At 65.7% G+C, this 23,649-nt stretch carries 19 protein-coding genes, 1 tRNA gene and 1 pseudogene; 15 read left to right on the top strand and 6 right to left on the bottom strand.

Going from position 1 to position 23,649, the window contains the following annotated elements:
• Positions 1 to 13 precede the first annotated feature (13 nt).
• The 5 genes from E1263_RS15995 (at position 14) to E1263_RS16015 (ending at position 3,918) form a co-directional block, all read left to right on the top strand.
• Positions 14 to 99: transfer RNA gene (locus tag E1263_RS15995), tRNA-Leu, on the top strand.
• Positions 100 to 201: 102 nt separating this feature from the next.
• Positions 202 to 972 carry a transcriptional regulator gene (locus E1263_RS16000; RefSeq protein WP_132168105.1) on the top strand — a complete coding sequence of 257 codons (771 nt, stop codon included), beginning with the start codon at positions 202 to 204 and terminating at the stop codon, positions 970 to 972.
• A gap of 16 nt (positions 973 to 988) precedes the next feature.
• Entirely contained in the window at positions 989 to 1,573 is a 585-nt protein-coding gene (locus E1263_RS16005) for an ANTAR domain-containing response regulator (protein ID WP_132168106.1), read from the top strand.
• Positions 1,574 to 1,673: 100 nt separating this feature from the next.
• Positions 1,674 to 2,279 carry a hypothetical protein gene (locus tag E1263_RS16010; protein ID WP_132168107.1) on the top strand — a complete coding sequence of 202 codons (606 nt, stop codon included), beginning with the start codon at positions 1,674 to 1,676 and terminating at the stop codon, positions 2,277 to 2,279.
• 55 nt (positions 2,280 to 2,334) lie between these two features.
• Complete coding sequence (locus E1263_RS16015; protein ID WP_132168108.1) at positions 2,335 to 3,918, top strand: hypothetical protein; 1,584 nt, start codon at positions 2,335 to 2,337, stop codon at positions 3,916 to 3,918.
• On the opposite strand, the gene E1263_RS16020 is transcribed toward E1263_RS16015, so the two are convergent.
• Both E1263_RS16020 and E1263_RS44350 read right to left on the bottom strand, forming a co-directional pair.
• Positions 3,905 to 6,529: a BTAD domain-containing putative transcriptional regulator gene (locus E1263_RS16020; protein ID WP_238161270.1), complete on the bottom strand. Its 2,625-nt coding sequence runs from the start codon at positions 6,527 to 6,529 to the stop codon at positions 3,905 to 3,907. The genes E1263_RS16015 and E1263_RS16020 overlap by 14 nt on opposite strands.
• A 54-nt stretch (positions 6,530 to 6,583) precedes the next feature.
• Positions 6,584 to 6,829, bottom strand: a pseudogene (locus E1263_RS44350) (AfsR/SARP family transcriptional regulator); the annotation flags it as partial.
• A gap of 554 nt (positions 6,830 to 7,383) precedes the next feature.
• On the opposite strand from E1263_RS44350, the gene E1263_RS16025 reads away from it, so the two are divergent.
• The 5 genes from E1263_RS16025 to E1263_RS16045 all read left to right on the top strand — a co-directional run bounded on the left by E1263_RS16025 (position 7,384) and on the right by E1263_RS16045 (position 13,431).
• Entirely contained in the window at positions 7,384 to 8,622 is a 1,239-nt protein-coding gene (locus E1263_RS16025) for a branched-chain amino acid ABC transporter substrate-binding protein (RefSeq protein WP_238161271.1), read from the top strand.
• Between the two features lie 84 nt (positions 8,623 to 8,706).
• Complete coding sequence (locus E1263_RS16030) at positions 8,707 to 10,020, top strand: branched-chain amino acid ABC transporter permease (protein WP_132168110.1); 1,314 nt, start codon at positions 8,707 to 8,709, stop codon at positions 10,018 to 10,020.
• The gene (locus E1263_RS16035; protein ID WP_132168111.1) at positions 10,017 to 11,726 is read left to right on the top strand and encodes a branched-chain amino acid ABC transporter permease; all 1,710 of its coding nucleotides are present in this window, start codon (positions 10,017 to 10,019) and stop codon (positions 11,724 to 11,726) included. The genes E1263_RS16030 and E1263_RS16035 overlap by 4 nt, the downstream gene beginning before the upstream one ends.
• Positions 11,723 to 12,691, top strand: a complete 969-nt coding sequence (locus tag E1263_RS16040) for an ABC transporter ATP-binding protein (protein ID WP_132168112.1) — start codon at positions 11,723 to 11,725, stop codon at positions 12,689 to 12,691. The genes E1263_RS16035 and E1263_RS16040 overlap by 4 nt, the downstream gene beginning before the upstream one ends.
• Entirely contained in the window at positions 12,688 to 13,431 is a 744-nt protein-coding gene (locus E1263_RS16045) for an ABC transporter ATP-binding protein (protein ID WP_132168113.1), read from the top strand. Before E1263_RS16040 ends, E1263_RS16045 begins: the two co-directional genes overlap by 4 nt.
• Before the next feature lie 48 nt (positions 13,432 to 13,479).
• Here the strand turns inward: E1263_RS16045 and E1263_RS16050 are convergent, their stop codons facing one another.
• The gene (locus tag E1263_RS16050) at positions 13,480 to 14,220 is read right to left on the bottom strand and encodes a DUF554 domain-containing protein (RefSeq protein WP_132168114.1); all 741 of its coding nucleotides are present in this window, start codon (positions 14,218 to 14,220) and stop codon (positions 13,480 to 13,482) included.
• A gap of 116 nt (positions 14,221 to 14,336) precedes the next feature.
• On the opposite strand from E1263_RS16050, the gene E1263_RS16055 reads away from it, so the two are divergent.
• Positions 14,337 to 14,957, top strand: a complete 621-nt coding sequence (locus E1263_RS16055; RefSeq protein ID WP_132168115.1) for a GNAT family N-acetyltransferase — start codon at positions 14,337 to 14,339, stop codon at positions 14,955 to 14,957.
• Here E1263_RS16055 and E1263_RS16060 read toward each other — a convergent pair.
• Positions 14,920 to 15,339, bottom strand: coding sequence for a PaaI family thioesterase (locus tag E1263_RS16060; protein WP_238161272.1), 420 nt, complete (start codon positions 15,337 to 15,339; stop codon positions 14,920 to 14,922). The genes E1263_RS16055 and E1263_RS16060 overlap by 38 nt on opposite strands.
• An 85-nt stretch (positions 15,340 to 15,424) precedes the next feature.
• On the opposite strand from E1263_RS16060, the gene polA reads away from it, so the two are divergent.
• A complete protein-coding gene (gene polA / locus E1263_RS16065; RefSeq protein ID WP_132168116.1) occupies positions 15,425 to 18,142 on the top strand; it encodes a DNA polymerase I in 2,718 nt (905 codons plus the stop codon).
• 2 nt (positions 18,143 to 18,144) lie between these two features.
• Entirely contained in the window at positions 18,145 to 18,996 is an 852-nt protein-coding gene (locus tag E1263_RS16070) for a hypothetical protein (protein ID WP_132168117.1), read from the top strand.
• 184 nt (positions 18,997 to 19,180) lie between these two features.
• On the opposite strand, the gene E1263_RS16075 is transcribed toward E1263_RS16070, so the two are convergent.
• Both E1263_RS16075 and E1263_RS16080 read right to left on the bottom strand, forming a co-directional pair.
• On the bottom strand, positions 19,181 to 20,209 hold the full coding sequence (locus E1263_RS16075) for a chymotrypsin family serine protease (RefSeq protein WP_132168118.1): 1,029 nt from the start codon (positions 20,207 to 20,209) through the stop codon (positions 19,181 to 19,183).
• Between the two features lie 143 nt (positions 20,210 to 20,352).
• On the bottom strand, positions 20,353 to 20,823 hold the full coding sequence (locus E1263_RS16080) for an NUDIX hydrolase (protein ID WP_132168119.1): 471 nt from the start codon (positions 20,821 to 20,823) through the stop codon (positions 20,353 to 20,355).
• Between the two features lie 160 nt (positions 20,824 to 20,983).
• Here E1263_RS16080 and E1263_RS16085 point away from each other — a divergent pair, with 160 nt between their 5' ends.
• Entirely contained in the window at positions 20,984 to 22,723 is a 1,740-nt protein-coding gene (locus E1263_RS16085) for an extracellular solute-binding protein (protein WP_132168120.1), read from the top strand.
• Positions 22,723 to 23,643, top strand: coding sequence for a carbohydrate ABC transporter permease (locus E1263_RS16090; protein WP_165956632.1), 921 nt, complete (start codon positions 22,723 to 22,725; stop codon positions 23,641 to 23,643). Before E1263_RS16085 ends, E1263_RS16090 begins: the two co-directional genes overlap by 1 nt.
• The last annotated feature ends 6 nt before the right edge of the window (positions 23,644 to 23,649 follow it).

The raw sequence follows: 23,649 nt of genomic DNA on the forward strand, positions 1-23,649 counted from the left end.
CCAGCAGGGTTTTGCCGAGTTGGCGGAACGGCATACGCAATGGTCTCAAACACCATGGCCCGCAAGGGCTTGTGGGTTCGAATCCCACACTCGGCACCATTTGATCGGCCAAGAGCTGGACCCACCGACAGGGGGTCCAGCTCTTCTGCTTTGTTCGGCTGCCGCCACTGAAAGTGTCGGTGGCTTGTTGGAGCATGAGGCATGGGGCACATCAGGTCGCAGGAGACGGTTGATTCCGCGTTGCGGATGTCGGACAACGGGATCAGTGATCGGGCCAACGCCGAGATACATGGCGTTGCGATCAAGACAATCAAGCGGTGGCGCCGGGTGTACCAGGAGCTCGGGCTGCCGCGGGGGACAGGGTTCCAGCCGACTCCTTGTCCGCAGTGTGACGGGGCTGAGTTGGACGAGGCCGCGTACGCGCTGCTGCTGGGGTGGTATCTGGGGGATGGGTCCATCGCCAAAGCCCGGCGCGGTGTGTTCACGCTGCAGATCGCCAACGACGCCCGGTACGACGATCTCAACCGGGAGATCGCAGAGACGATTATCCGGGTGAAGCCGACCGCGAGTCCCGTTCCACGACGGAGGCCAGGTGTGGTTCTGACCGAGGCGCGGTGGAAGCACTGGCCTTGTGTGTTCCCTCAGCATGGGCCGGGGCGGAAGCATCTGCGGAAGATCGAGCTGGTGGACTGGCAACTGGAGATTGTTGCCAAGTACCCCGAACGGCTCCTGCGCGGGCTGTTCCACTCGGACGGGTGCCGGTTCCTCAACTGGGTGAGCAAGGCGGATGGGCGGCGGTACGAGTACCTCCGATACATGTTCTCGAACGAGTCTGACGACATTCGGAAGATCCTCACGGACACGTTGGATGTGCTGGGGATTCCTTGGCGGCAGCCGCGGCGGAATGTGATCGCCGTGAGTCGGAAGGAAGGCGTGGAGAGGCTCGACACGTTCGTGGGGCCGAAGTCCTGAGTGGGGGATCGATACAGTGGGGCTCGTGACTGCTAAGCGTGTGGTGATCGCTGAGGACGAGGCGTTGATCCGGATGGATCTGGCCGAGATGCTGGCCGAGGAGGGGTATGACGTCGTCGGGCAGGCCGGCGATGGGGAAGAGGCCATTCGGCTGGCGATCGAGCACCGCCCGGATCTGGTGATTCTGGATGTGAAGATGCCGAAGCTGGACGGGCTGAGTGCGGCGGAGAAGATCGCTGGGGAGCGGATCGCGCCGGTGCTGATGCTGACGGCGTTCTCGCAGCGGGAGCTGGTGGAGCGGGCGCGGGACGCGGGGGCGATGGCGTATCTGGTGAAGCCGTTCTCGAAGGCGGATCTGTTGCCGGCGATCGAGATCGCGGCGTCGCGGTATGTGGAGCTGGCGGAGCTGGAGCGCGAGGTGGCGGATCTGGCGGAGCGGCTGGAGACGCGCAAGCTGGTGGACCGGGCCAAGTCGGTGCTGCAGACGAAGTTCGGGCTGTCGGAGCCGGATTCGTTCCGGTGGATCCAGAAGACCGCGATGGACAAGCGGGTGTCGATGCGGCAGGTCGCCGAGCTCGTCGTGGACGAGGCAGGCTCCTAACCGACCGCGGCAGCGAGACGGCAGGCAGACGGCAGGAGGCCCTTCCAGACTGTGACGAGTTGCTGAACGCAACGTAGTCACAGTCATCGGGAGGGCTTTAATGATCAAGAAACTTGCAGTTGGTGTCGCTGCTCTTGCCACTGTCCTGGGGGGTGTCGCCGCCGCGCTGCCGGCCAGCGCTCAGACAGGCACCGCCACGAAGGCCGGCCAGGTTCTCAACCTGCGGGAGAACGGGTACGGCGGCTGCCAGAAGCCCGGCAGCACTTGGGGAGTGAACGGCGCCGAGGCAGTCCTCACTATTACGGACAAGCTGAACTTTCCCAACAAGCAGTCGCTCTACGTGTCGTCCAGCAACAGCGATGCGGTCAACACGGGCTGCTTGAACGGGTACGCGTACAGCGGCGGCACGAAGCGACTGACGAGCTCGTGGACCGTGGGTGGCACGGAGATCCTGTCCTGCAGCATCGGCATCGGTGGCAACTGCACCGTGTCGAGTACTGAGAAGAGCGCCACCGACACCTACGACACCGGGACCAAGCCGAACAACGACGGCGAGTGGTCGGTCTCGTCGGGTGGGGGACGGGTCACTACCGAAGGCACCCTGGGCAAGGTCGACTACTACCGTCACAAGTCCACGGCTACCTTTGCCGCGGGCAGCAAGGCAACCATCGCGACCGCTGAGAACTACGCCGTCAGGAAGTTCTGATCCCGAGGGGTGCGGCGTCCACGCCGCACCCCTGCCGGACGTGGAGGGAGTTGGCATGCGAGCGCAACGAGTGATGACGGTAGGTCTCGGATTCTTGCTGGCGGCACTGTGCGGTTGTGCGGGACCCGCTGAACGATCTGCGCCACCTCCGGTCAGTGAGCGGTCCTCACCACTCGCAGAGTGGCGTCTCAGCACCGGCACGACGATCGGTCGGCTGCTGGTCAAGCAAGGGAAGGCAGCAACGATCGCGCAACCCTCGGGTCAGCCGGTGGTGACAGAGGCCTTGGCGGCCGGTGTCGCGCTGGAACTGGCTCAACGGCCGGGAAAGGTATCCGTGAAGCCGCCGGTGAAAGCCGGACTCGTCCAGGTTGACGGCGTTGATCCATTCTTCGCCACCTGGCTGGCTGTCCGGGCTTCCAGCCGCGCAGTGTCGCGAGACACGGCGGCCAAGGCCGCGCAGCGACGGATGACCGACCTTGCGACTGGGCTGTCCAGAGGCAGCGTCGAGGCTGCCGGAGCCTATGTCGCCGGGCGAGACCTTCTGCGGCTTCTCGGGGTGACACCACCACGCCCGCCGGCGGTGCCTACGGCATGCAGCTTGGTGACTTCGGCGGTGCGGGACCAGGATCTTGTCGCAGCATCCGTGTGGTCCGAACTGGCGATCGCTGCGGGAAGCCCCTGCTCGCCGCCGGTCGCCAAGAAACTGCTGGATCTCGCAGAAGCTCGACTTGCCGCTCAGGACGGAGTCGTTGGGCTGTACACCGCTGCTCAGCTCTGGGCCGGTCAGAAGGTGTTGGCAGCGGCAGGCCGAAATCCAGTCCTTCCCGCCGTATGTACGGCGCTTCTCACCGAGCGGCGGACCATCAGGATCAATCGGGACACGCTGTCGTATCTGGCATGCGCCGACGCAGTGGGTGCTACCGGCGCCCGGCCCCAACTGTCTGACGATGTCGCGAACTGGCTGGACCTGGTTGTGAAGACACAGGGCCGGCTCGCCGGGCAGTTGACGATCGACTCGATGGCCAAGCTGTACCAGACGCAGACGCTCCGTGCGTTGCGGTTCCCGGCGGATGTCATCGCCACGGTCCGGTCTGGTCGAACCACGGACGGGTCCACTGACATCGAGGCGAAACCCTTGAACGCGTTCGCCGCGGGTGAGCTTCCGTCATCCGAGGTGCCTGCAAAGGCCTCACCGTCGATGGTCTTTCTGGCGGCCGCCGGTGTGCTCGGCGGAGCTGCCTGTCCGAAGAATCCCCAAGCCCAGTTCACTCCCCAGCGGGTCGGTGCCGCTGGTCCGGACGTCGACGCGCTGTTCCGCGAAGCGATAGCAGCCAAGGCTTTGGAACGATGCGGTGGGAAAAGTGCCACTTGGGCAGCCTCAGTGCTGAAGCGCTTGGGGGTTGCTGAGAAGTCGCTGGGAGACCGGCCCCTCGACTGGTGGAAGGCGCAGGAGAGCCGCTGCGTACTGAGCGGTCGGCCGACCCTCACCGCGAAGAACACGCTGCGCTTGCTCCCCGACTACTCGCTGGACAACCCGGAGTTCGAGCTGTCGCTGGACTCCTTGTACGGCGCGGTCCGGCTGAGCGAGATTGTGGACAAGGGATGTGCGCGCCCGTTCTGGGACGTCAGTGGGATGTGAGGAAGGCCTCAAGGGTGGTGTCGATGGGAGTGGTGAGGTGGGCGAAGAGGTCAGCGGAGCGGGCTTGGGCTTGGTGAGCGGCGGGAGTCTGACCGAGGTCGGTGAGGACGCGGGCCAGCTGACGGTGGCCCGCGGCTTCGCCGTGCGCGTTGGCCACAGTGCGGCTGATGGCGAGGGCCTGGGCGACGGCGGCCTGGGCTGCAAGGAGCTGCCCGGTACGGCGGAGGACCTCGGAACGAATGAGAAGAGCCACCCATTCGTCCTCGCGGTTTCCCAGGTCGCGACAGACCTCGAGACCGGCTTCCAGGGTGGTCAACGCCAGTTGGTAGTTCCCTTGGTGTGCATGCAGCCGTCCAAGGGCGACGAGCGTGATGCCGGATCCATTCGCATCGTTGCACTGGCGACGGACGGTCAAGCTTCGCTCCAGGCAATCCTGGGCACGGGAATATTCTCCAGCTTCGGACAAGGCTTCGCCCATGTTGTGCAGCAACGAACCGAACCACGCCGGCTCAGCCTGATGGTCGATCAGTTCGAGGCTCTGTGTGTAGTAAGGGATCGCCTCGGTGAGGCGGCCGGTTCGCTGGTAGAACCATGCGAGGTTGTGTAGCGCTAGTCCGGCCAAGGCCGGATCCCCGATGCTCTGGCGGATGGTAGCGGACTGCCGAAGGTTCTCCTCGGCTTCGGCGAACCTGTTGGCTCGCCAGTTGCAGGATGAGAGGCCCGCGAGCAGGGTCGCCTCGGTACGCTGGTCGCCGAGCTGGATAGCAGCCGGGAGGGCGAGCCGGATGAGAGCCTCGATTTCGCGCCAACGTCCGCGTTTCTGGAACTGCCGCACAATCATCGGAATTAGGCGGCAGAGCGGTTCGCGGAAGGAGTCCGGGAGTTGCTGAGCCAAGGCGGAGAGGTTCGGGAGTTCGTGGTCGAGCCAAGCGGTGGCGTCGAGCCGAGTGGACAGGTCCAGAATCGAATCCGTGGTAGCGCTCAGACGCTCGAAGCGGTTTCCGTCGAGTGAGCGGCTGACCTCGGCGACTGCGGTCGCGTACCACTCGAACGCGCGTTTCAGCGCGAGTTCGCAATCTTCGTTCGAATCGTGTTCGCGGGCGAGGTCGCGGCTGTACAGGCGGAGCAGGTCGTGCATGCGGAAGCGGCCCGGCGCTGCGGCCGCTTCGATCAGGTGCAGCTCTGCCAGTTGGCCCAGGGTGGCGACGCTCGCCGGCACGGTGATGTCCAGAAGGGCGCCGAGCAGCGGGGCGGTGACCTCGGGGGTCTGTAACAGACCGATCATCCGGAATCCTTCGGCGGCGTGGTGCTCACCGGTTGAGGGCTGCCGCGCACGCTCGACCAGGTCGAGGTAGCTGATTTCGAGTGAGGATCGCACCGAATCGTCCTCGATGCCGAGATCTCGCCAGTGGCCTGCCTTGAGCCGTTGAGCAGTGTGCCGGATGGTGAGTTCCGGGCTCGCTGCGAGACGTGCGGCGACGACACGCAGCGACAGCGGGTTGTGACCGCAGTACTGGACCAGGTCGAGCGCTGACCCCTGTTCACCGGCAACCCGGTCGGCGCCGAGGATCGCGCTCAGCAGGTCGATTGCTTCGGGAGCTGACAGCGGGGTCGCCCTAAAGGCTGTGCAGGAAAAGGTGGTGATTGGCTGCCTGCTCGTGATCACCACGGCACAGCCTGAGCCTGCGGGCAGCAGGGTCGCAAGCTGATCATCGGTCGCGGCGTTGTCGAGGAGGATCAGGATCCGCCGGTCTGTCGTCTCGGTACGGAGCATCGCGGCGAGCTCACCTTCGGCGGCGGGCAGGGTCACGTCGTACCCGCAGATCGCGCGGAGGATCCGGCTGAGCGCGTCGCCCACTGAGACCTGCTCCAGGCCTGGGCTTGCTCCTTGCAGGTCGATGTAGATCTGGCCGTCCGGATACTGGCTCGCGACAGCATGGCCGGCGCGGATCGCCAAGGCGGACTTGCCGATTCCACCTGGGCCGTGGAGTGCGACAACAGTCGGGCTCGCGAGTTGAACACCCTCGTCGAGAGCAGCGACCAGTGCATCGAGCTCCGCTGCACGGCCGATGAATCTGGTGTCGACGGGAGGGAGCTGTTGTGGACTTCGGACAGTGGGGGGAGCCTTGAGAGTCGCGACGACCGTCGGCTGATTGGGCAGGACGAGGTCGCGCCCGTTGAGGATCGTGTCATGGAGTGCGGAGAGCTGATGGCCCGGGGAGATGCCGAGCTCCTCGTCCATCAGCAGGCTGATGGATTGGTACGCCTCGAGCGCCTCGCCTTGCCTGCCAGTTCGGTACAGCGCTGCCATCAGCTGGTACCAGAACGGCTCGCGCAGCGGATTCTCCGCTGTCAGGGTCCGTAGTTCGGCGATGGTCTCGTGGTCTCTGGCGAGGCGGAGGTCGAGATCAATGCGACGTTCGACGGTCTGCAGCAGCAGTTCGGACAGACGGGACGCCTCGGTCAGCTGCAGCGAGTCCGATGGTACGTCGCTGAGCGGTTTTCCTCTCCACAATTCGGTGGCCTGACGCAACAAATATGATTCGGCGGCCAGGTCGCCGTGGCTTCCGTGATGGCGTCCGCGTCGAACGATGGTGTTGAATTCATTCAAGTCGACATGATCCGGTGGTAACTCAATGACATAGGCGTCCGGGGCGGTCCGGATTAGCTCGGGTTCTCCCAGGCATTGCCGAAGGCGCATGACGTACTGATGGACGGTCGCGCGAGCGGTCTTAACCGGGACTTCAGACCAGAGATTCTCCATCAGTTGATCGATCGAAACCGTCTTGTTGGCCTGCAAAAGAAGGCTTGCGAGAACCACTCGTTGTTTACCTGCCTGGACAGGGAGCTTCCCGGTGGGACCCTGAACTTCCAGTGGGCCGAGTATGCCGAATCGCAGCGCCGATACCATTTAGTTGCCCCAGCCCCCTTCTTGATCCCCCCACGCACCTTAACTCTGTGCTGATCGAGGGACACCCTCTGCGCTCGTGCCAAAACCGGCAATGTGAGCACTATTACGCGGATTGTTGCAGTAGGTGATTGATTGGTCGCAGAAAGCAATTGAATGGGGTGGGTGGGGCCAGTGGGAACTATTGCCGAAGGCCCCTATTCATACCGTGGAGACCTGCTCGTTGGTGGACGAGCCTTAGGGGCCTGCTGGGCAGTCAGTGAAGCCCTTTTAGGCACGGATTGTCACCGCAATGGTGAGCCGCAGCGGGAATCTGTCACTCATTGTGGCGGGCGTCACTCCGCCCCCTGGTCACCCCGTGACTCGATTTGGTCATTCCGTCACTCTCGGTGACCATTTTTTCGGCGAGTCAGTAATCAGGACTGAAGACGACCCTTACGGCGGTAACGACCTCACAACACAGCCTGTGCGTTGTTCGCTTGGGAGCATCAGGCGGTCTAATCTGCGGATGCTCGCGGCAAACGTGAGAGTCCGGGGATCGGCCGGACTATCCAGACATGGGAGGAACAGTGCACCAGCGTTCCGTAGTACGGGTCGGCGCGTCGCTGATCGTTGCGTCGTTGGCCCTGACTGCTTGCGGTTCTCGCAGTGGTGGCGACGCAGGGTCTAACAGCAGCACCACCAAGACCGCCAAGATCGGCATCATCGCACCGCTGTCGGGCGACCTGTCGGCGCTGGGCCTCGGTATCCAGCACTCGGTCGAGCTGGCCATCAAGCAGGCCAACGACACCAATGCGATCCCGGGCTGGAAGCTCGAGGCCGTACCGAAGGACGACGAGGGGCACACAGACCCGGGCAAGAATGCCGCCACCGCGCTCGCCGCTGACGCGGATGTGGTTGGCGTCGTCGGTACACTGAATACCAGCGTTGCCCAACTGGTCCAGCCAGTGCTCGCGGCGAAGATGATCGCCCAGGTCTCGCCGGCGAACACCGGCCCCGGCCTGACCCAGGGCGCGCAGTGGCAGACGGAGCCGAAGCGCCCGTACGCCAACTACTTCCGTACCTGCACCACGGATGCGGTCCAGGGCCCGTTTGCGGCCCGGTACCTGTACGAGACGGCGAAGATCACCAAGGTCGCCACGATCCACGACAAGAAGGCCTACGGCCAGGGTCTGGTCGGCACCTTCACGGAGGAGTTCAAGAAGCTCGGCGGCACCGTCGTCGCGGCCCAGACGGTGAACCCGGACGACGTCAACTACAGCGCGGTCGTCTCGGCGATCAAGCCGTTGGCTCCGCAGGCGGTGTACTTCGGCGGTGAGTTCCCGAACGCCGGACCGCTCTCGCAGCAGATGAAGGCCGGCGGCCTGAACGTCCCGCTGATGGGCGGCGACGGCATCAAAGACCCGAAGTACATCACGCTGGCCGGTAAGAATTCGACCGGCGACCTGTCCACCTCGGTAGGCGCGCCGACCGACACGACCGACGCCGGCAAGAAGTTCCTCACCGACTACGCCGCTGCCGGTTACAAGGAAGACTCCGCCGCGTACGGCGGATACTCCTACGACGCCGCTAACGCGATCATCAACGCGCTGAAGACGTCGCTGGCCGGTGCCACTGACGTCGAGTCTGCCCGTCAGAAGACGATCGATGCCCTCAGCAAGGTGTCATTCGAGGGTGTGACCGGCAAGGTCGCGTTCGATCAGTACGGCGACAGCACCTCGAAGGTGCTGACCGTCTACAAGGTGGATGCCGGCAAGTGGGCCACCGTCGAGACCAAGACGTTCGAAACCAAGTAAGCAAGTCGACCTTCATGTCACGGGGGTGGGAGTGATCCTCCCGCCCCCGTGGCATGTCGGAACTAAGGCAGTTGGGAGGTCGACGTGGACCAGTTCTTCCAGCAGCTCGTCAATGGGCTGACCCTGGGATCGCTGTACGCCCTGATCGCGGTCGGGTACACCGTCGTCTACGGCATCGTGCAGCTCATCAACTTCGCCCACGGCGAGGTGTTCATGATCGGTGCGTTCGGCGCACTGACCACATACTTGTTGTTCTTCAAGGACCAGACCTCGGTCTGGATCCTGCCGGTGATGATCATCGGCGCGATCATCGCGTCGGTCGGCACCGCCGTACTGATGGAACGTGTCGCGTATCGTCCCCTGCGGAACGCGCCACGGCTGGCTCCGCTGATCACCGCGATCGGTATCTCGGTGTTCCTGCAGGAGTTCATCCGGCTGATGTACGACCAGCCGGCCTGGACGGTTGTCTTGTTCGCCGCCGGTGCGTTGGCTCTCGGGTATGCCGTCGGTGCGCGTCCGGGCCGCCCGAACCTGAGCCACCCGGTCTCCAAGTGGTCCGACCGGGCCCCGCTGCTCGGCGCCGCCGGTGGCGCCGTGGTGCTGTGGATCGTTGCCCGCCTGGTCGCGCGTGACCTGGGCGTGCTCTCCGTCGGAGTGATCGTCGTCGGTGCGGCTGTCGGCACAGGGACCGGTCTGCTGGCGGCATCGCTGGCCAAGAAGACGGCCCGCGTCATGTTCGGTCTGCAGACGATCGCCACGGCCGCGGCCGTGGCGGTGGTGACGGCCGAGGTCGGCTGGATCGTCTGGCGCATGCTGATCACGCACGTCGAGTGGCCGAGTGCCAAGCTGGGTATTCCGTTCCCGCAGCTCGACGTCGTGTCCGGTACGGCACTCAACGTCGGCGGCGTGACGATCCAGCGATCGGCGATCTTCACGATCGGCGCGCTGGCGTTGTGCGCGATCCTGCTGTGGTTCTTCATCAACCGGACCCGGACCGGGCGCGGGATGCAGGCCGTCTCGCAGGACCCCGATACCGCCCGGCTCATGGGCATCAACGTCGACAAGATCATCGTGATCGCGTTCGCGCTCGGTGCTGTGCTCGCTGCGGTCGCAGGTGTATCGCAGGGGCTGCAGAACAGCCAGATCCAGTACCGGATGGGCTTCCTGGCCGGTCTGAAGGCATTCACCGCTGCCGTCCTCGGTGGTATCGGCAACATCTACGGCGCCGTCGTGGGTGGCCTAGTGCTCGGTGTGGTCGAGTCGATGGCGACGCAGTACATCCCAGGCCAGTTCGGTGGTAGCACCTGGAAGGACGTCTGGGCGTTCGTGATCCTGATTCTGGTTCTGGTGTTCAGGCCGCAGGGCCTGCTGGGCGCGAGGGTGGTGGACCGCGCATGACGGATGTACAAACGGAGACCCCGGCAGCGCCGGAGGTCGCGGTTGCTCCGAAGGCCAACCCGGTCGCCTGGCCGCTCGGGTTGGCTGGTGTAGTGCTGGTGATCGTCGGATCGTTCCTGTCCTGGAGCTACGACGGCACGATCCTGAATGACCTGTCGATCGACTTCTTCCCCGGTGGGCTGCAGATCCTGGCGATCGTCATCGCCGTGCTGTCGCTTGTACTGTTGCTCGCGGCGAAGGGGCCGCTGGCGGCACTCGGGTCCTGGCTGGACGCGACGCTGGGCCTGCGGACTTTCGGTACCGGTCTGGTCCTGTACATGGCGTTGGTCCTGGTCGCGATCTCGGTGGAGTCCGAGGGCCTGATCAACGTCAACCCGGGTGGGTACGTGACCCTGGTCGGCGCGCTGCTGATCGCGGTCTCGGGCTGGTTGCTGCCGCTGCGGCAGTTGCGGAACATGAAAGCGGCGAAGCTGCCAGGGTGGGTCGACATCCTGGCGATCGCTGTCCTGATGGGGTCGCTGCTGTTCCTCGCGGCCTACGCACTCGGACTCGAGGACGCCTGGTCGTTCATTCTCTGCCTGGTGTTCATCGCGACGGCTGCGACCGGTCTGTTCCGGACCGGTGCGATGTCGTGGGTCGCCCAGGCCGGGCAGCGAAACCGCAAGGTGCTGACGCTGGCGTCGTTCGCGGTGGCGTTCCTGTTCCCGTTCACGCAGGACGGGTCGGACGCGAACATGTCGATCGCGACCTCGGTGCTGGTCTTCGCGGCCACCGCGATGGGCCTGAACATCGTCGTCGGTCTGGCGGGTCTGCTCGACCTCGGGTACATCGCGTTCCTGGGTTCGGGTGCCTATGTCGCGGCGACGCTGTCGCAGTCGGCGTTCGCGACGATCGGCTGGAAGCCGCCGTTCCTGGTTGTCGTGCTGGTCGGTGCCTTGGTGGCGATGTTGCTGGGGCTCGTGATCGGTTCGCCGACGCTGCGGGTCTCGGGCGACTACCTGGCCATCGTGACGCTGGGCTTCGGTGAGATCTTCCGGTTCGCGATGTTCAACCTGGACGGCAACAACGGCCCGAACCTGACCAACGGCCCCAACGGTATTCCGGGCATCCCGGACCTGGAGCTGTTCGGCTTCAACTTCGGTGCCGTGCACCACCCGTTCGGGATCGAGCTCGGCCGGTTCTCGAACTACTACTTCCTGCTGCTGATCCTGACCGGTGGCGTGATTCTGGTCTTCTCCCGGCTGAACAACAGCCGGATCGGGCGCGGCTGGGTCGCGATCCGGGAAGACGAGAAGGCGGCCGAGGCTATGGGCGTGAACGTCTTCGGACTGAAGCTGCTCGCCTTCGCGGTCGGTGCGTTCCTGGCCGGTCTGGCCGGCACCATCAAGGCGCATCAGGACGGTGCAGTCAGCCCGGACCAGTACATCTTCCTGGAGTCGGCGTTCCTGCTGGCGGCGATCGTGCTCGGCGGTATGGGCACCATTGCCGGTGTGTTGCTGGGAGCAACGATCCTGAAGCTGCTGCCGGAGAAGCTGCGGTTCTTCTCGGAGTACCGGCTGCTGCTGTTCGGCATCACGCTGGTGCTGATGATGCGCTTCCGGCCCGAGGGTCTGGTGGCGAGCAGACGGCGGCAGCTCGAGTTCCACGAGGATGACGAGCACCTGGCCGAAGTGGTCGAGAACGAGCTCGTCGAGGAGGCCAAATGACCGTCACGGATGCCCCTCCGGCCGCTGCTGCGGTCGGCGGGACGGTACTCGAAGCCTCCGGCGTCACCATGCGGTTCGGTGGCCTGCTGGCGGTCAACAACGTCAACCTGACGGTGCGCGAAGGCGAGATCGTCGGTCTGATCGGCCCGAACGGGGCCGGCAAGACGACGTTCTTCAACTGCCTCACCGGTCTCTACAAGCCGACCAGCGGTCAGGTCCGGTTCGCCGGGGTGCCGCGGAAGGCGCCGAAACCGCCGAAGCGGAAGCGGGTGAAGAAGGCGCCGTCAGCTGCTGCCGTCGATGCAGTGACTGTCGCCGTACAGGTGCCGTCGTTGCCGAAGCTGTCGCCGTTGCCGCCGAAGCCGCGTGCGGTGGTGCGGGCGGGGATGGCCCGGACGTTCCAGAACATCCGGCTGTTCGCGAACATGACCGCGCTGGAGAACGTGATGGTCGGCCGCTACAGCCGCACCAGCGCGGGCGCGATCACCTCGGTGCTGCGCGGCCCGAAGTTCCGTCGTGAGGAGGCAGCCACCCGGGCCCGCGCCCAGGAGCTGCTCGACTTCGTCGGGCTCGGCAAGTCGACCGAGCACCTGGCCCGGAACATGCCGTACGGCGACCAGCGCCGGCTCGAGATCGCGCGGGCGCTGGCCACCGACCCGAAGCTCATCCTGCTGGACGAGCCGACGGCGGGCATGAACCCGCAGGAGACCAAGCAGGCAATGGATCTGATCTTCAAGATCCGGGACCTGGGTCTGTCGGTCGTGGTGATCGAGCACGACATGCGGTTCATCTTCACCCTCTGCGACCGGGTGCTCTGCCTGGTCCGTGGTGAGACCCTGGTCGAGGGCACACCCGGTGAGGTGCAGTCCGACCCGCGCGTCATCGAGGCCTACATCGGCTCCGGTGAGGACGACGACGAGGACGACGACGGCCCGCAGGACGTTGTCGAGGAGGCGAAGCCATGACCGACAGTACTGAGGAAAAGCCGCTCACGGCGATGCTCGAGGTCCGGGACCTGGAAGTTGCCTACGGCAAGATCGTTGCGGTCAAGAAGATCAGCTTCAGCGTGGAGCAGGGGCAGGTGGTGTCGCTGATCGGCACCAACGGCGCCGGCAAGACCACCACGCTGCGGACGATCTCGGGGCTGCTTCGGCCGACCCACGGCGAGATCTGGTTCCAGGGCGAGCGGATCGACAACGTCGCGGCGCACGACATCGTGACGCGTGGTCTGGCGCACTCGCCGGAGGGCCGGCGGATCTTCCCGCGGCTGACCGTCGAGGAGAACCTGCTGCTCGGTGCGTTCTCGCGCCGGGACCCGGCGGGGATCCGGACCGACCTGGATTCGGCGTACGACCTGTTCCCGATCCTGGGGGAGCGGCGCAAGCAGCCGGCCGGAACGTTCTCCGGTGGTGAGCAGCAGATGCTGGCGATGGGCCGGGCGATGATGAGCCGGCCCAAGCTGATGATGCTCGACGAGCCGTCGATGGGTCTGTCGCCGATCATGATGAAGCGCATCATGTCGACGGTGACGGAGCTGCAGAAGCAGGGCACCACGATCCTGCTGGTGGAGCAGAACGCCCAGGCCGCCCTGAAGCGGGCGGACTACGGCTACGTGCTGGAGGTCGGCCAGATCAAACTGTCCGGCACCGGTCGTGAGCTCCTGGTCAACGACGATGTACGTAAGGCGTACCTCGGCGAGGACTGACAGCGCAGTAACACCTTCTGAGCCCTCGGTCCTTCGTGGACCGGGGGCTCAGTTGCGAATGACGACGAGCAGTTGCACCAACAGCGGCGCGACAATCAACGCGGGCAGCATGTCCGCGACCGCGATCTGCTTGATTTTCAGCAGTCGCAGGGCAACACCGATCAGCATCACCCCGCCAGTGGCCCCCAGGGCGGTCACATGCGCCTCCGGGAGTACGTCGCCCAGTACGGCGCCGACCGCGGTCATCAGGCCCTGGATGACCAGTACGACGAGCGCCGACGCCATCACGCCCCAGCCGAGTGATGCGGCGAAGGCGACCGAGGCGAAACCGTCGAGCACGGCCTTGAGCAGCAGCTGATCCGCACCACGGCCGAGTCCGTCGGACAACGCGCCGAGGAACGTCAGCGGCCCGACACAGAAGACCATTGACGCGGTAACAAAACCTTCGACGAACATGCTCTCACCGTCGGATCGCCGGAAGCGGTGCTGCAGCCAGGCGCCGAAACCCTCCAGCCGCTGCTCGATCCGGAGCAGCGACCCCGTGATGCCGCCGATGAGCATCGCGCCGAGCACGATCAGCACCGGTGCGCTGTCGCCGACCGCGTCGCTGAGCGCCTTGTCGCCCACGGTGAGTGCCGAGGTGATCGCGATCAGCAGCGTGACCAGGCCGAGCGCATCGGTGACGAGGTCGCGGGTCCGGTGACTCAGCCGATGCCCGACGAGCACGCCGAGTGTCGACCCGGCCAGAACCGTTGCGACGTTGACGACAGTGCCGATACCGATGAACAACGCAGGTCTCCGCTCAGCTTTGCAAGTGACCCTCCAGGGCCTACTGTTGCGCGAGGGCGAGCGTATCTCGGGCCCGTTCCGTTCACCTCGGGGGTGGACCAGACCAGGAGGTCGCTGTGGCTGCTGCCATTGCGGTGCGGGACGCCCAGCGGGGTGATGCCACCGCTTTGGTCGCGCTGTGGCGCGAGCTGACCACGGCCGGTGCCGGTCGCCTTCCCGGGGTGCCCACGGTCGCGGCGGTGGAGGTTGCCGTCGGCAAGCATCTGACGGACCCGTGGGGCCGCCTGGTGGTCGGTGAGCTGGACGGTCAGGTGCACGCGATGGCGTATCTGCGCCGTGCGACGGTCAGCCCGCTGCACGAGGACACCACGCTCACGATCGAGTATCTGCACGTCAGCGACGCCGCCCGGCGGCACGGCCTGGGCAAGGCGATGATCGCCGAGGCCGTCGCCTGGGCCGAGCACGAGGGCTGTCCGCACCTGGCCGTCGTCGCGCCGGCGATTGCGCGGGAGGCGAACCGGTTCCTGGCCAGGCTCGGGCTCGGACAGGCCGGCGTACTGAGATTTGCGAACACGCACACGGTGGCCCGCCGGCTCGCGGCCGAGCACGCGCCGAACCTGCTGGCCCTGCTGTCGTCGCGGCGGTCCGTGATCGGTCAGCGCCGGGCGCAGCTCGCGCGGCCGGCGCTCGCCGACTCCGTCAGCTACCCGCCGGAGCCTGGATCAGCTGGCAGGTGATCCGCGCCGTGCAGACCCGCTTGTCGCGGTCGTCGGTGATGACCACCTCGTACGTCGCAGTGGTCCGGCCGAGGTAGATCGGGGTCGCGACGCCGGTGACCACGCCGTCGCGCACCGCGCGGTGATGGGTCGCGTTGATGTCGACCCCGACCGCGACTTTCCCGTACGCCGAAGCGTGCAGCGCGGCACCGACCGAGCCGAGGCTCTCGGCGAGCACGCAGGACGCGCCACCGTGCAGCAGTCCGTACGGCTGGGTGTTGCCCTTCACCGGCATGGTCGCGACAACCCGCTCCGGCGCGGCTTCGCTGATCACGATGCCCATCAGTTGCAGCAGGCTGCCTTCGATGTCCATGCCCGGCGGGAGCGTGTTGTTATCTGTCACATCAGCAGCCTAACTGCCGTGTTCGGAAACTGTCCCAGGGAAGCACTAGAGTCGGTGTGTGGCTCCAGATACCGACACTTCGACGATGACCGAGGACACTCCCGTGGAGACTCCTGCGGCGGCAGCTACCGGCCGCCCGCGGGTTCTGCTGCTGGACGGGCACTCGCTGGCCTACCGCGCGTTCTACGCCCTGCCGGTGGAGAACTTCTCCACCTCGACCGGGCAGCACACCAACGCGGTGTACGGGTTCACCTCGATGCTGATCAACATGCTCCGCGACGAGCAGCCGACGCACATCTGCGTCGCGTTCGACGTGTCCCGCAAGACGTTCCGCTCCGAGCAGTACACGGAGTACAAGGCCGGCCGGTCGAAGTCGCCGGACGAGTTCAAGGGACAGGTGTCGCTGGTCAAGGAGGTGCTGGAGGCGCTCCGGATCCCGACCACGGAGATCGACGGCTGGGAGGCCGACGACATCATCGCGACGCTGGCCACGCAGGCGTCCGACCAGGGGTTCGAGGTGCTGATCAGCTCCGGTGACCGCGACTCGTTCCAGCTCATCAACGAGAACACCACGGTGCTCTACCCCAAGCGCGGGGTCTCCGAGATCGCCCGGATGGACCCGGCCGCCGTCGAGGCGAAGTACGGTGTGCCGCCGCGGATGTATCCGGATCTGGCCGCGCTGGTCGGTGAGAAGAGCGACAACCTGCCCGGCGTGCCGGGCGTGGGTGACAAGACCGCTGCGAAGTGGCTGAACCAGTTCGGTTCGCTGAACGACGTGATCGACCGGGTCAACGAGATCAAGGGCAAGGCCGGTGAGTCGCTGCGCGAGCACCTGTCCGACGTGATCCGGAACCGGCAGATCAACGAGCTGATCCGCGACCTCACCCTCGACGTCACCGTCGACGACCTGGTGCGGGTGCCGTGGGACCGCGAGCAGGTGCACACGCTGTTCGACAGCCTCGAGTTCCGGGTGCTGCGTGAGCGGCTGGTCGCCGAGCACGAAGAGGTCGACGCGACCGTCGAGCACGGGTTCGAGCTGGACGGCGTGCAACTGAAGCCGGGCGAGGTTGCGGCTTGGCTGGAGAAGAACGTGAGTGCCGGCGTGCGCGTCGGTGTCGCAGTGCAGGGCAGCTGGGGCCGGGGGACTGGTGAGATCACCGGGCTGGCGCTCGCCAACACCGAGGGCGCGGCGGCCTGGTTCGACCCGACGACGCTGACTCCGGAGGACGAGACCGCCTGGAAGGCGTGGCTCGCCGACCCGAAGCAGCCGAAGGCACTGCATGATGCGAAGGGTCCGCTGCTCGGTTTCCTCGAGCGCGGCTGGACGCTGGGCGGTCTGAGCTCGGACACCCAGCTCAGTGCGTATCTGGCCCGTCCGGATCAGCGGTCCTACGACCTGGCCGATCTGACCGTGCGCTACCTGAAGCGTGAGCTCCGCACCGAAGAGGTCGAGAACGGTCAGCTCAGCTTCGACGACATCGAGGGCGGCCCGGCCGCCGACCACACGATGCTGCGGGCGCGCGCCATCGCCGACCTCGCCGACACCCTCGACGCCGAGCTCGAGAAACAAGCCGGTACGGCGCTGCTGGCCGACGTGGAGTTGCCGCTGATCGACGTGATCGCCGGGCTCGAGCGGGACGGGATCGCGGTCGACCGCACGTACCTGGAGGAGCTGGAAGAGCGGTTCGCGACAGGGGTGCGTGAGGCGGCGACGGCGGCGTACGAGGTGATCGGTAAGGAGATCAACCTCGGCTCGCCCAAGCAGCTGCAGGTGGTGTTGTTCGACGAGCTGCAGATGCCGAAGACGAAGCGCACCAAGACCGGGTACACGACGGATGCGGATTCGCTGCAGTCGCTGTTCGAGAAGACCGAGCACCCGTTCCTGGCGTTCCTGCTGGCGCACCGTGACGCGACCCGGCTGCGGCAGACCGTCGAGGGTCTGCTGAAGACGATCAGCCCGCGCGACGCGCGGATCCACACGACGTTCAACCAGACGATCGCGGCGACCGGCCGGTTGAGCTCCACCGACCCGAACCTGCAGAACATCCCGATCCGCACCGAGGAAGGCCGCCGGATCCGGCAGGCCTTCGTGGTCGGCGCGGGCTACGAGTCGTTGATGTCGGCCGACTACAGCCAGATCGAGATGCGGATCATGGCGCACGTCTCGAAGGACGAGGGCCTGATCGAGGCCTTCAACTCCGGCATGGACTTCCACTCGGTGACCGCGTCGCGGGTGTTCCAGGTCGAGCCGGGCGACGTGACCCAGGAGCAGCGCGCCAAGATCAAGGCGATGAACTACGGCCTCGCGTACGGCCTCTCGGCGTACGGGCTGAGTCAGCAGCTGAAGATCAGTGTCGGTGAGGCCGAAGGCCTGATGAACGAGTACTTCGAGGGCTTCGGCGGTGTTCGCGACTACCTGCGCAGCATCGTCCTCGCGGCCGGCAAGAGCGGCTACACCGAGACCATCCTCGGCCGCCGCCGCTACCTTCCCGACCTGACCAGCGACAACCGCCAGCGCCGCGAGATGGCCGAGCGGATGGCCCTCAACGCGCCCATCCAGGGCTCGGCCGCCGACGTCATCAAGATGGCCATGCTCAAGGTCGACGCGTCCTTGAAGTCGTCCGGCCTGCAGTCCCGAATGCTCCTCCAGGTCCACGACGAACTGGTCTTCGAGGTAGCCCCCGGCGAGCGCGAGGCCCTCGAAGAGCTCGTCCGCCGCGACATGGGCGCAGCCGTCGAGATGGACGTCCCCCTGGACGTCTCAGTAGGCGTCGGCCGCACCTGGCACGAAGCCGCGCACTAGCCATGGAGCCGATCCGGCCGTTTCGCTGGGACTTGATCCGGCCGGATCAGCTCGGCTCCCTCCTCGACGACGTCGAGGTATGGGAGCTGTTCTTCCTGGACGACCTCATCCGATGCGCGGCCCGCGTGCTGGGTCAATGCGGTAACGGTGAGCTCTACTTTGTCGGCCGCTCCGTCGACAGCCTGTTCGACCTCCTCAGCGGTGCCCTCGACGGCACGGAGTGGAGCTCGCGGCTCCATCCGTTGCCGCTCTCGATGGCAAGGTCTTCGCAGCATCAGGGCGAGTTCAGCGCGGCCGAGATCCGGCAGTTGCGGACGAATCTTGCGGCGAGTGGACTCGCTCCGGCAGACCTGATGCGTGGCCGCCCGACGGTCTTCGTCGATCTCGTCTCCGGGGGTGGGACCTTCGAGCGGCTGTACGCCGTACTGCGGCAGTGGATCGACGACGAGCATGCGCAGTGGGACGTGATCCGGCGGCAGTTGAAGTTCGTCGGGATCACCGGTCGGCGCGAGACCAGCCCTAACACCTTTCGCTGGCAGCAGCAGGCGAACTTCGCGCATGAGCTCCCGGCGTCCGCGATCCGCAACGTTTCGCTCGACCGCCGGATCTGGTCGTACTTCGGCGACTATCAGCACAAGACGGCACGGTCGTTCCGCCGGAACGTCTGGGCGGATCCGGAGGCAGCCGAGCCGCGGCGGGATGGGAAGGCTCGGCTGGCGTTGGCCGAGGCGGTGCGGGTGGTTGCGGCAGGGCGGACGCCGGAGGTGCGGCGGAAGCTGGCTGGGCTGCTGACGCGGGAGCCGGCGATCAAGGAGCGGTGGCTCCGCGAGCTTCAGGTCGCCTTGGCGACGTAGTACGGCAGGTGCGGCCGCTTGGGCGTGTGAGCCGGTCCGGGGGAAGGGGGTGGACGGACCTGCATCACCGTCCAACCCCTTCCGCGGGTGTTGTTGTGGGGGTGCTGAGCGTGGATCGGGAGTGCCGGGCGAAGTTGGACGGTGATGGCGGTCCGCCCCGCGCGGCAGCGGCTGGCGCAGATTGCTATTCGAACTGCAGGACTAGTTGGGTCTTGAGGTTGGGGATGTGTTCGGCGACGGCGTTGATGCGGGTGACGCCGGTCGCGCCGGGGATGCGGGTGACCTTGATCGGCACCGATCTGAGCCCTTGGCTGGGGATGGTGGTCTGCGGCGGAACCTTCGCCGACGTGGATTTGTCGGTCGTCAGGTCGAAGTCCACGCCGATCGTCGGGGCCGGCGCCGAGAGGCGAAGGAAGAGGGTGACTTCGTCCTGCCCCTTGGGGACCCGCAGGACGGGACCGCCGTGGAACCACAGGTTCGCTGTCCGCACCTTGACCTGGAGACGCTCCCGGATCCGGGCAATCGGAACGGCGTAGCCCTGGGTGAAATCCAAGCTCGCGCCGACCAGCAGCCCGATCACCTGGTTCAGGGGGCCGACGACGACCGAGCCCGAATCGCCATGATCGGCGAACTGCCCTTTCAGCGCGCCGATCTGGATCAGACCCTTGAGCTCGTACTCCCGGCCGCCGTGGGTGAACCTCGCGGTCACGTTGGTATTTTCGACCCTTCCCCGCGTGGTTCCGGTCTGCGAGCCGCGCTTGCTGACGGTCAGTTCCCCGTGGTCCTCGTCGGTCACGTCGTACTCGCCGAGCACAGCTCCCAGGCTGATGATCTCCGGCTGGAACTTGTCGGGGTAGCGGAACAGGTCGCAGATCGCGAAGTCCCCGTACGGGTCGTCCTCCAGGAGGACGGCGAGTTGCACCGCACCGAGCACGTCGTTGTCGGTGTTGGTCGGCTGACCGACCGTCGTGCCGATCCCGCCGATGACGTGCGCGGCGGACAGGGCGTACGTGTCGCCGTGTCGCAGGTACTCGTTGTCCCCGTGCGGGCCGCCGTCGGGTCCGGTGTACGTCACGGCGCAACCGAGGGTTCCGTAGACCATCCCGCTGAGTTCGAGGTGCTCCGTGTAGCAGCCGCCCTGCAGGGGACGGATCTTTGCCTTGTCGTAGTAGTCGTCCACCTCGACGACGTCGTCGATGTCCTGTGCGGTCATGCCAGAGGCTCCTTCGGCTCGCTGCGAAATCGCGGAAGGTGATGCACTGCGCATGGACGGTGACTCACTGTAGCTGCCCGATTTGGCCCTGCGGAAGTGGCGTCTCAGGAATGCGTCCGCTCCCAGGAGTAGGTCGCCTGCGCTCAGGTGACGTAGTACGGCGACGGGTCGGGGGACAAGGCTCGCTTGATGAAGCGGAGTTCTTCGTCGCGCAGGGGTGGGAGGTTATCGAGGGGCCACCAGCGGACGTCGGTGGACTCGTCGTCGTTGACGCGGGCCTCGCCGCGGAGGGGCCGGCAGCGGAAGGCCAGGTCGAGGAACTGGACCTGGTCGCCGTTGGGGTACGTGTGGGGATCGAAGGACTCGACGCCGAGGAGGCGTTCGACCTCGGCCACCACGGCGGTCTCTTCGTGGATCTCGCGGACGAGGGCGATGGCGGGTTGTTCGCCGGGTTCGAGGATGCCGGCGGGGAGGGACCAGTGGCCGCTGTCGGCGCGCTGGACCAGGAGGATCTGGTCGTGGTCGTCGAGGACGACGGCGGTCAGGCCGGTGAGCCAGAGCAGGTCGTGACCGATCTTCTCGCGGAGCTCGAGGATGAACTTCGGGGTCGTCATGCCCAGACCCTAAACGACGGCCGGGGCAACTTTCTTTCCGAAGGAAAGTTGCGGGCGGGGCTGCCTTACCCCTTTCGGACAGATCCGATCTCTGCCATCCTTCCGGGCATCCGAATCGTAGATCCTATCGGATATCTCACAGACCGTAGCGGGAGGCGAGATGCGCAGAGACGTAAAACGTCGGACATTCGTAGCCGGCGCAGTAGGGATCGCGGCGACCGGCGGGAGCGGGCTGCTGAGCGGCTGCGGCTCCGGTGCGGCGGATACCGGCGCCGCCCCCGAGAGCCTGACCCAGCCGGTCGCGGAGCTCGGTCCGCTGAAGTCCGGAATCAACTATCCGCCGGGTTACATCGGTCCGAAGGCGCGCCGGCAGCAGACGATCGTGACCGAGCCGGCCACGTTCACCGTCGTCGTACCGCAGAGCCTCACGGTCGGCGACTGGGCGAAGAACGAGTTCACCCGCTGGATGGAGCAGCAGACCGGGATCCGGATCCAGTGGCGGCAGGTGGCCGGCAAGGGCAACGACCCCGAGACGATGACGAAGATCAACGCGATGATGGCGGCCGGTGATATCCCGGACGCGTTCCTCGGGATCACCTTCACCCGCTCGCAGCTCTACCTGTACGGCGCACAGAACCTTTTCGTCGACTTGAATCCGTACCTGGAGCGCTACGCCCCCAATCTCCAGCTGGCGATGAAGGACTACCCGGAGACTCCCAAGCTGTTGAAGGCACCGGACAAAGGCGTCTACAGCTTCCCCGATATCAACGACTGCTATCACTGCCGCGCCTCCAACGGCCGCGCGCTGCTCAACACCGAGTGGCTGCGCAAGGTCGGGCTCGCGATGCCGCAGACCACCGATGAATTCCGCGAGGTACTGCAAGCGTTCAAGCAGGCCGATCTCGCCGGCGGCGGCAAGACGATCCCGTTCGGCGGCTACAAGGATGCGGCGCTCGACACGTTCTTCATGAACTCGTTCCTCTACAACGCCGGTGATCCCTGGCTGGCCGTGAACGACGGCAAGGTCGAGGCCAACTACGTCAAGGACGAGTGGCGCGAGGGTCTCAAGTACCTGCACGGCCTGTACGCCGATGGTCTCCTGGCGCGCGATATCTTCACCGCGAACGAGGACCAGATCAAGCGGTACGGCGACAATCCCGGCGGCCCGGTTCTCGGCGGTGCGCGGGTCTACTACTGGGGCACGTTGATGACGCTCGACCTGGTCGATCCGAAAGCGCGGTGGCACCAGTACGAAACGATGGACCCGCTGAAGGGACCGAACGGCGTACAGGTTGCGCCGTGGGACTACCTCAAGGTCGGTCTCGAGGTGTCGACCCTCGTCGTGACGCGCAAGTGCAAGCGCCCCGATCTGCTCGTCCGGTGGGCCGACTACCAGCTCGATCTCGAGGTTGTCCTGCGGTCGTATGCCGGTCCGGACTTCCGCTGGTCGGTCAAGGGCGACAAGGGCATCAACGGCAAACAGTCGATCTACGGCATGGAGTCGTGGAACACCGACGAGACCAAGGGCAAGACCTGGGACCAGTACGGCGTCATGTACCGCTCCGGCGATTTCCGGCTGGCCGAGCGGGTGGATCCGAAGAAGCCGACGTTCGAGTCGCCGCTGTACGAGCAGACCAGGGACCATCTGTTCCCGCATCGGCAGCCGATGGAGCGGCAGTTCCCGCCGGTCACGCTGGAGGCCGACCAGGCGGCGCTGGACGCGGAGATCGGGCTGAACCTCAAGTCCGAGGTGACCGGCTCGCTGGCCAAGTTCGTCACCGGCCGGCTCGATCCGAATGACGACGGCCAGTGGGCCGACTACAAGTCCCGCATCGGGCAGATCGGATTGCAGCCGTACCTGGAGATTCAGCAGGCCGCCTACGAGACCTACCAGGGGTGATGAGCGTGGCCATCGATACCGCGAGTGCACCCGCGCCGGTCCAGGAGACCAGGTCCGACCGGATCGTGATGATCTGCAACTACACGGCGCTCGGCCTGTTCACGCTGGCCGTCCTCTACCCGTTGGTCTATGTGCTCAGTGCCTCGCTGAGCGATCCGAAGAACGTTGTCTCCGGCAAGGTGTGGCTCTGGCCGGTGGGCTTCAGCATCGAGTCGTTCAAGGCGGTCTTCGACTACGACTCGATCGTCACCGGCTTCTCGAACTCGGTCCTGTACGCCGTCGGCGGGGCGCTGCTCGCGACCGTCCTGACCTTGTTCGCGGCGTACCCGTTGTCGCGCAAGGGCCTGCCGGGCAAGGGCATCATCATGGCGCTGTTCGTGTTCACGATGATGTTCTCCGGCGGCCTGATCCCGTCGTACCTGGTGGTCGACCGGCTCGGCCTGCTGAACAGCCGCTGGGCGATCGTCCTGCCGGCCGCGCTGGCGGTCTGGAACATGATCATCACCCGGACCTTCTTCCAGTCCACGATCCCCGAGGAGCTGGTCGAGGCCGCGAAGGTCGACGGTTGCACCGACTTCGGATTCTTCTGGCGGGTCGTGCTGCCGCTCAGCAAACCGATCATCGCCGTCAACCTGCTCTTCTACGCGGTCGCGCAGTGGAACTCGTGGTTCACCGCGTTGATCTACCTGACCAACGAGCATCTCTTCCCGTTGCAACTGGTGCTGCGCCAGATCATCCTGCAGAGCCAGTTCGACCCGTCCCAGGTCCGCGACACCGCCGAGCTGATCCGGATGAAGGAGCTCCAGGAACAGCTCAAGTACTCGCTGATCGTGATCGCCACCATCCCACCCCTGCTGGTCTACCCCTTTGTGCAGAAGCACTTCGTCAAGGGGGCCATGGTCGGCTCGCTGAAGGGTTGATGACTC

The organism is Kribbella antibiotica (assembly GCF_004349055.1).
GTDB classification, from domain to species: Bacteria; Actinomycetota; Actinomycetes; order Propionibacteriales; family Kribbellaceae; genus Kribbella; species Kribbella antibiotica.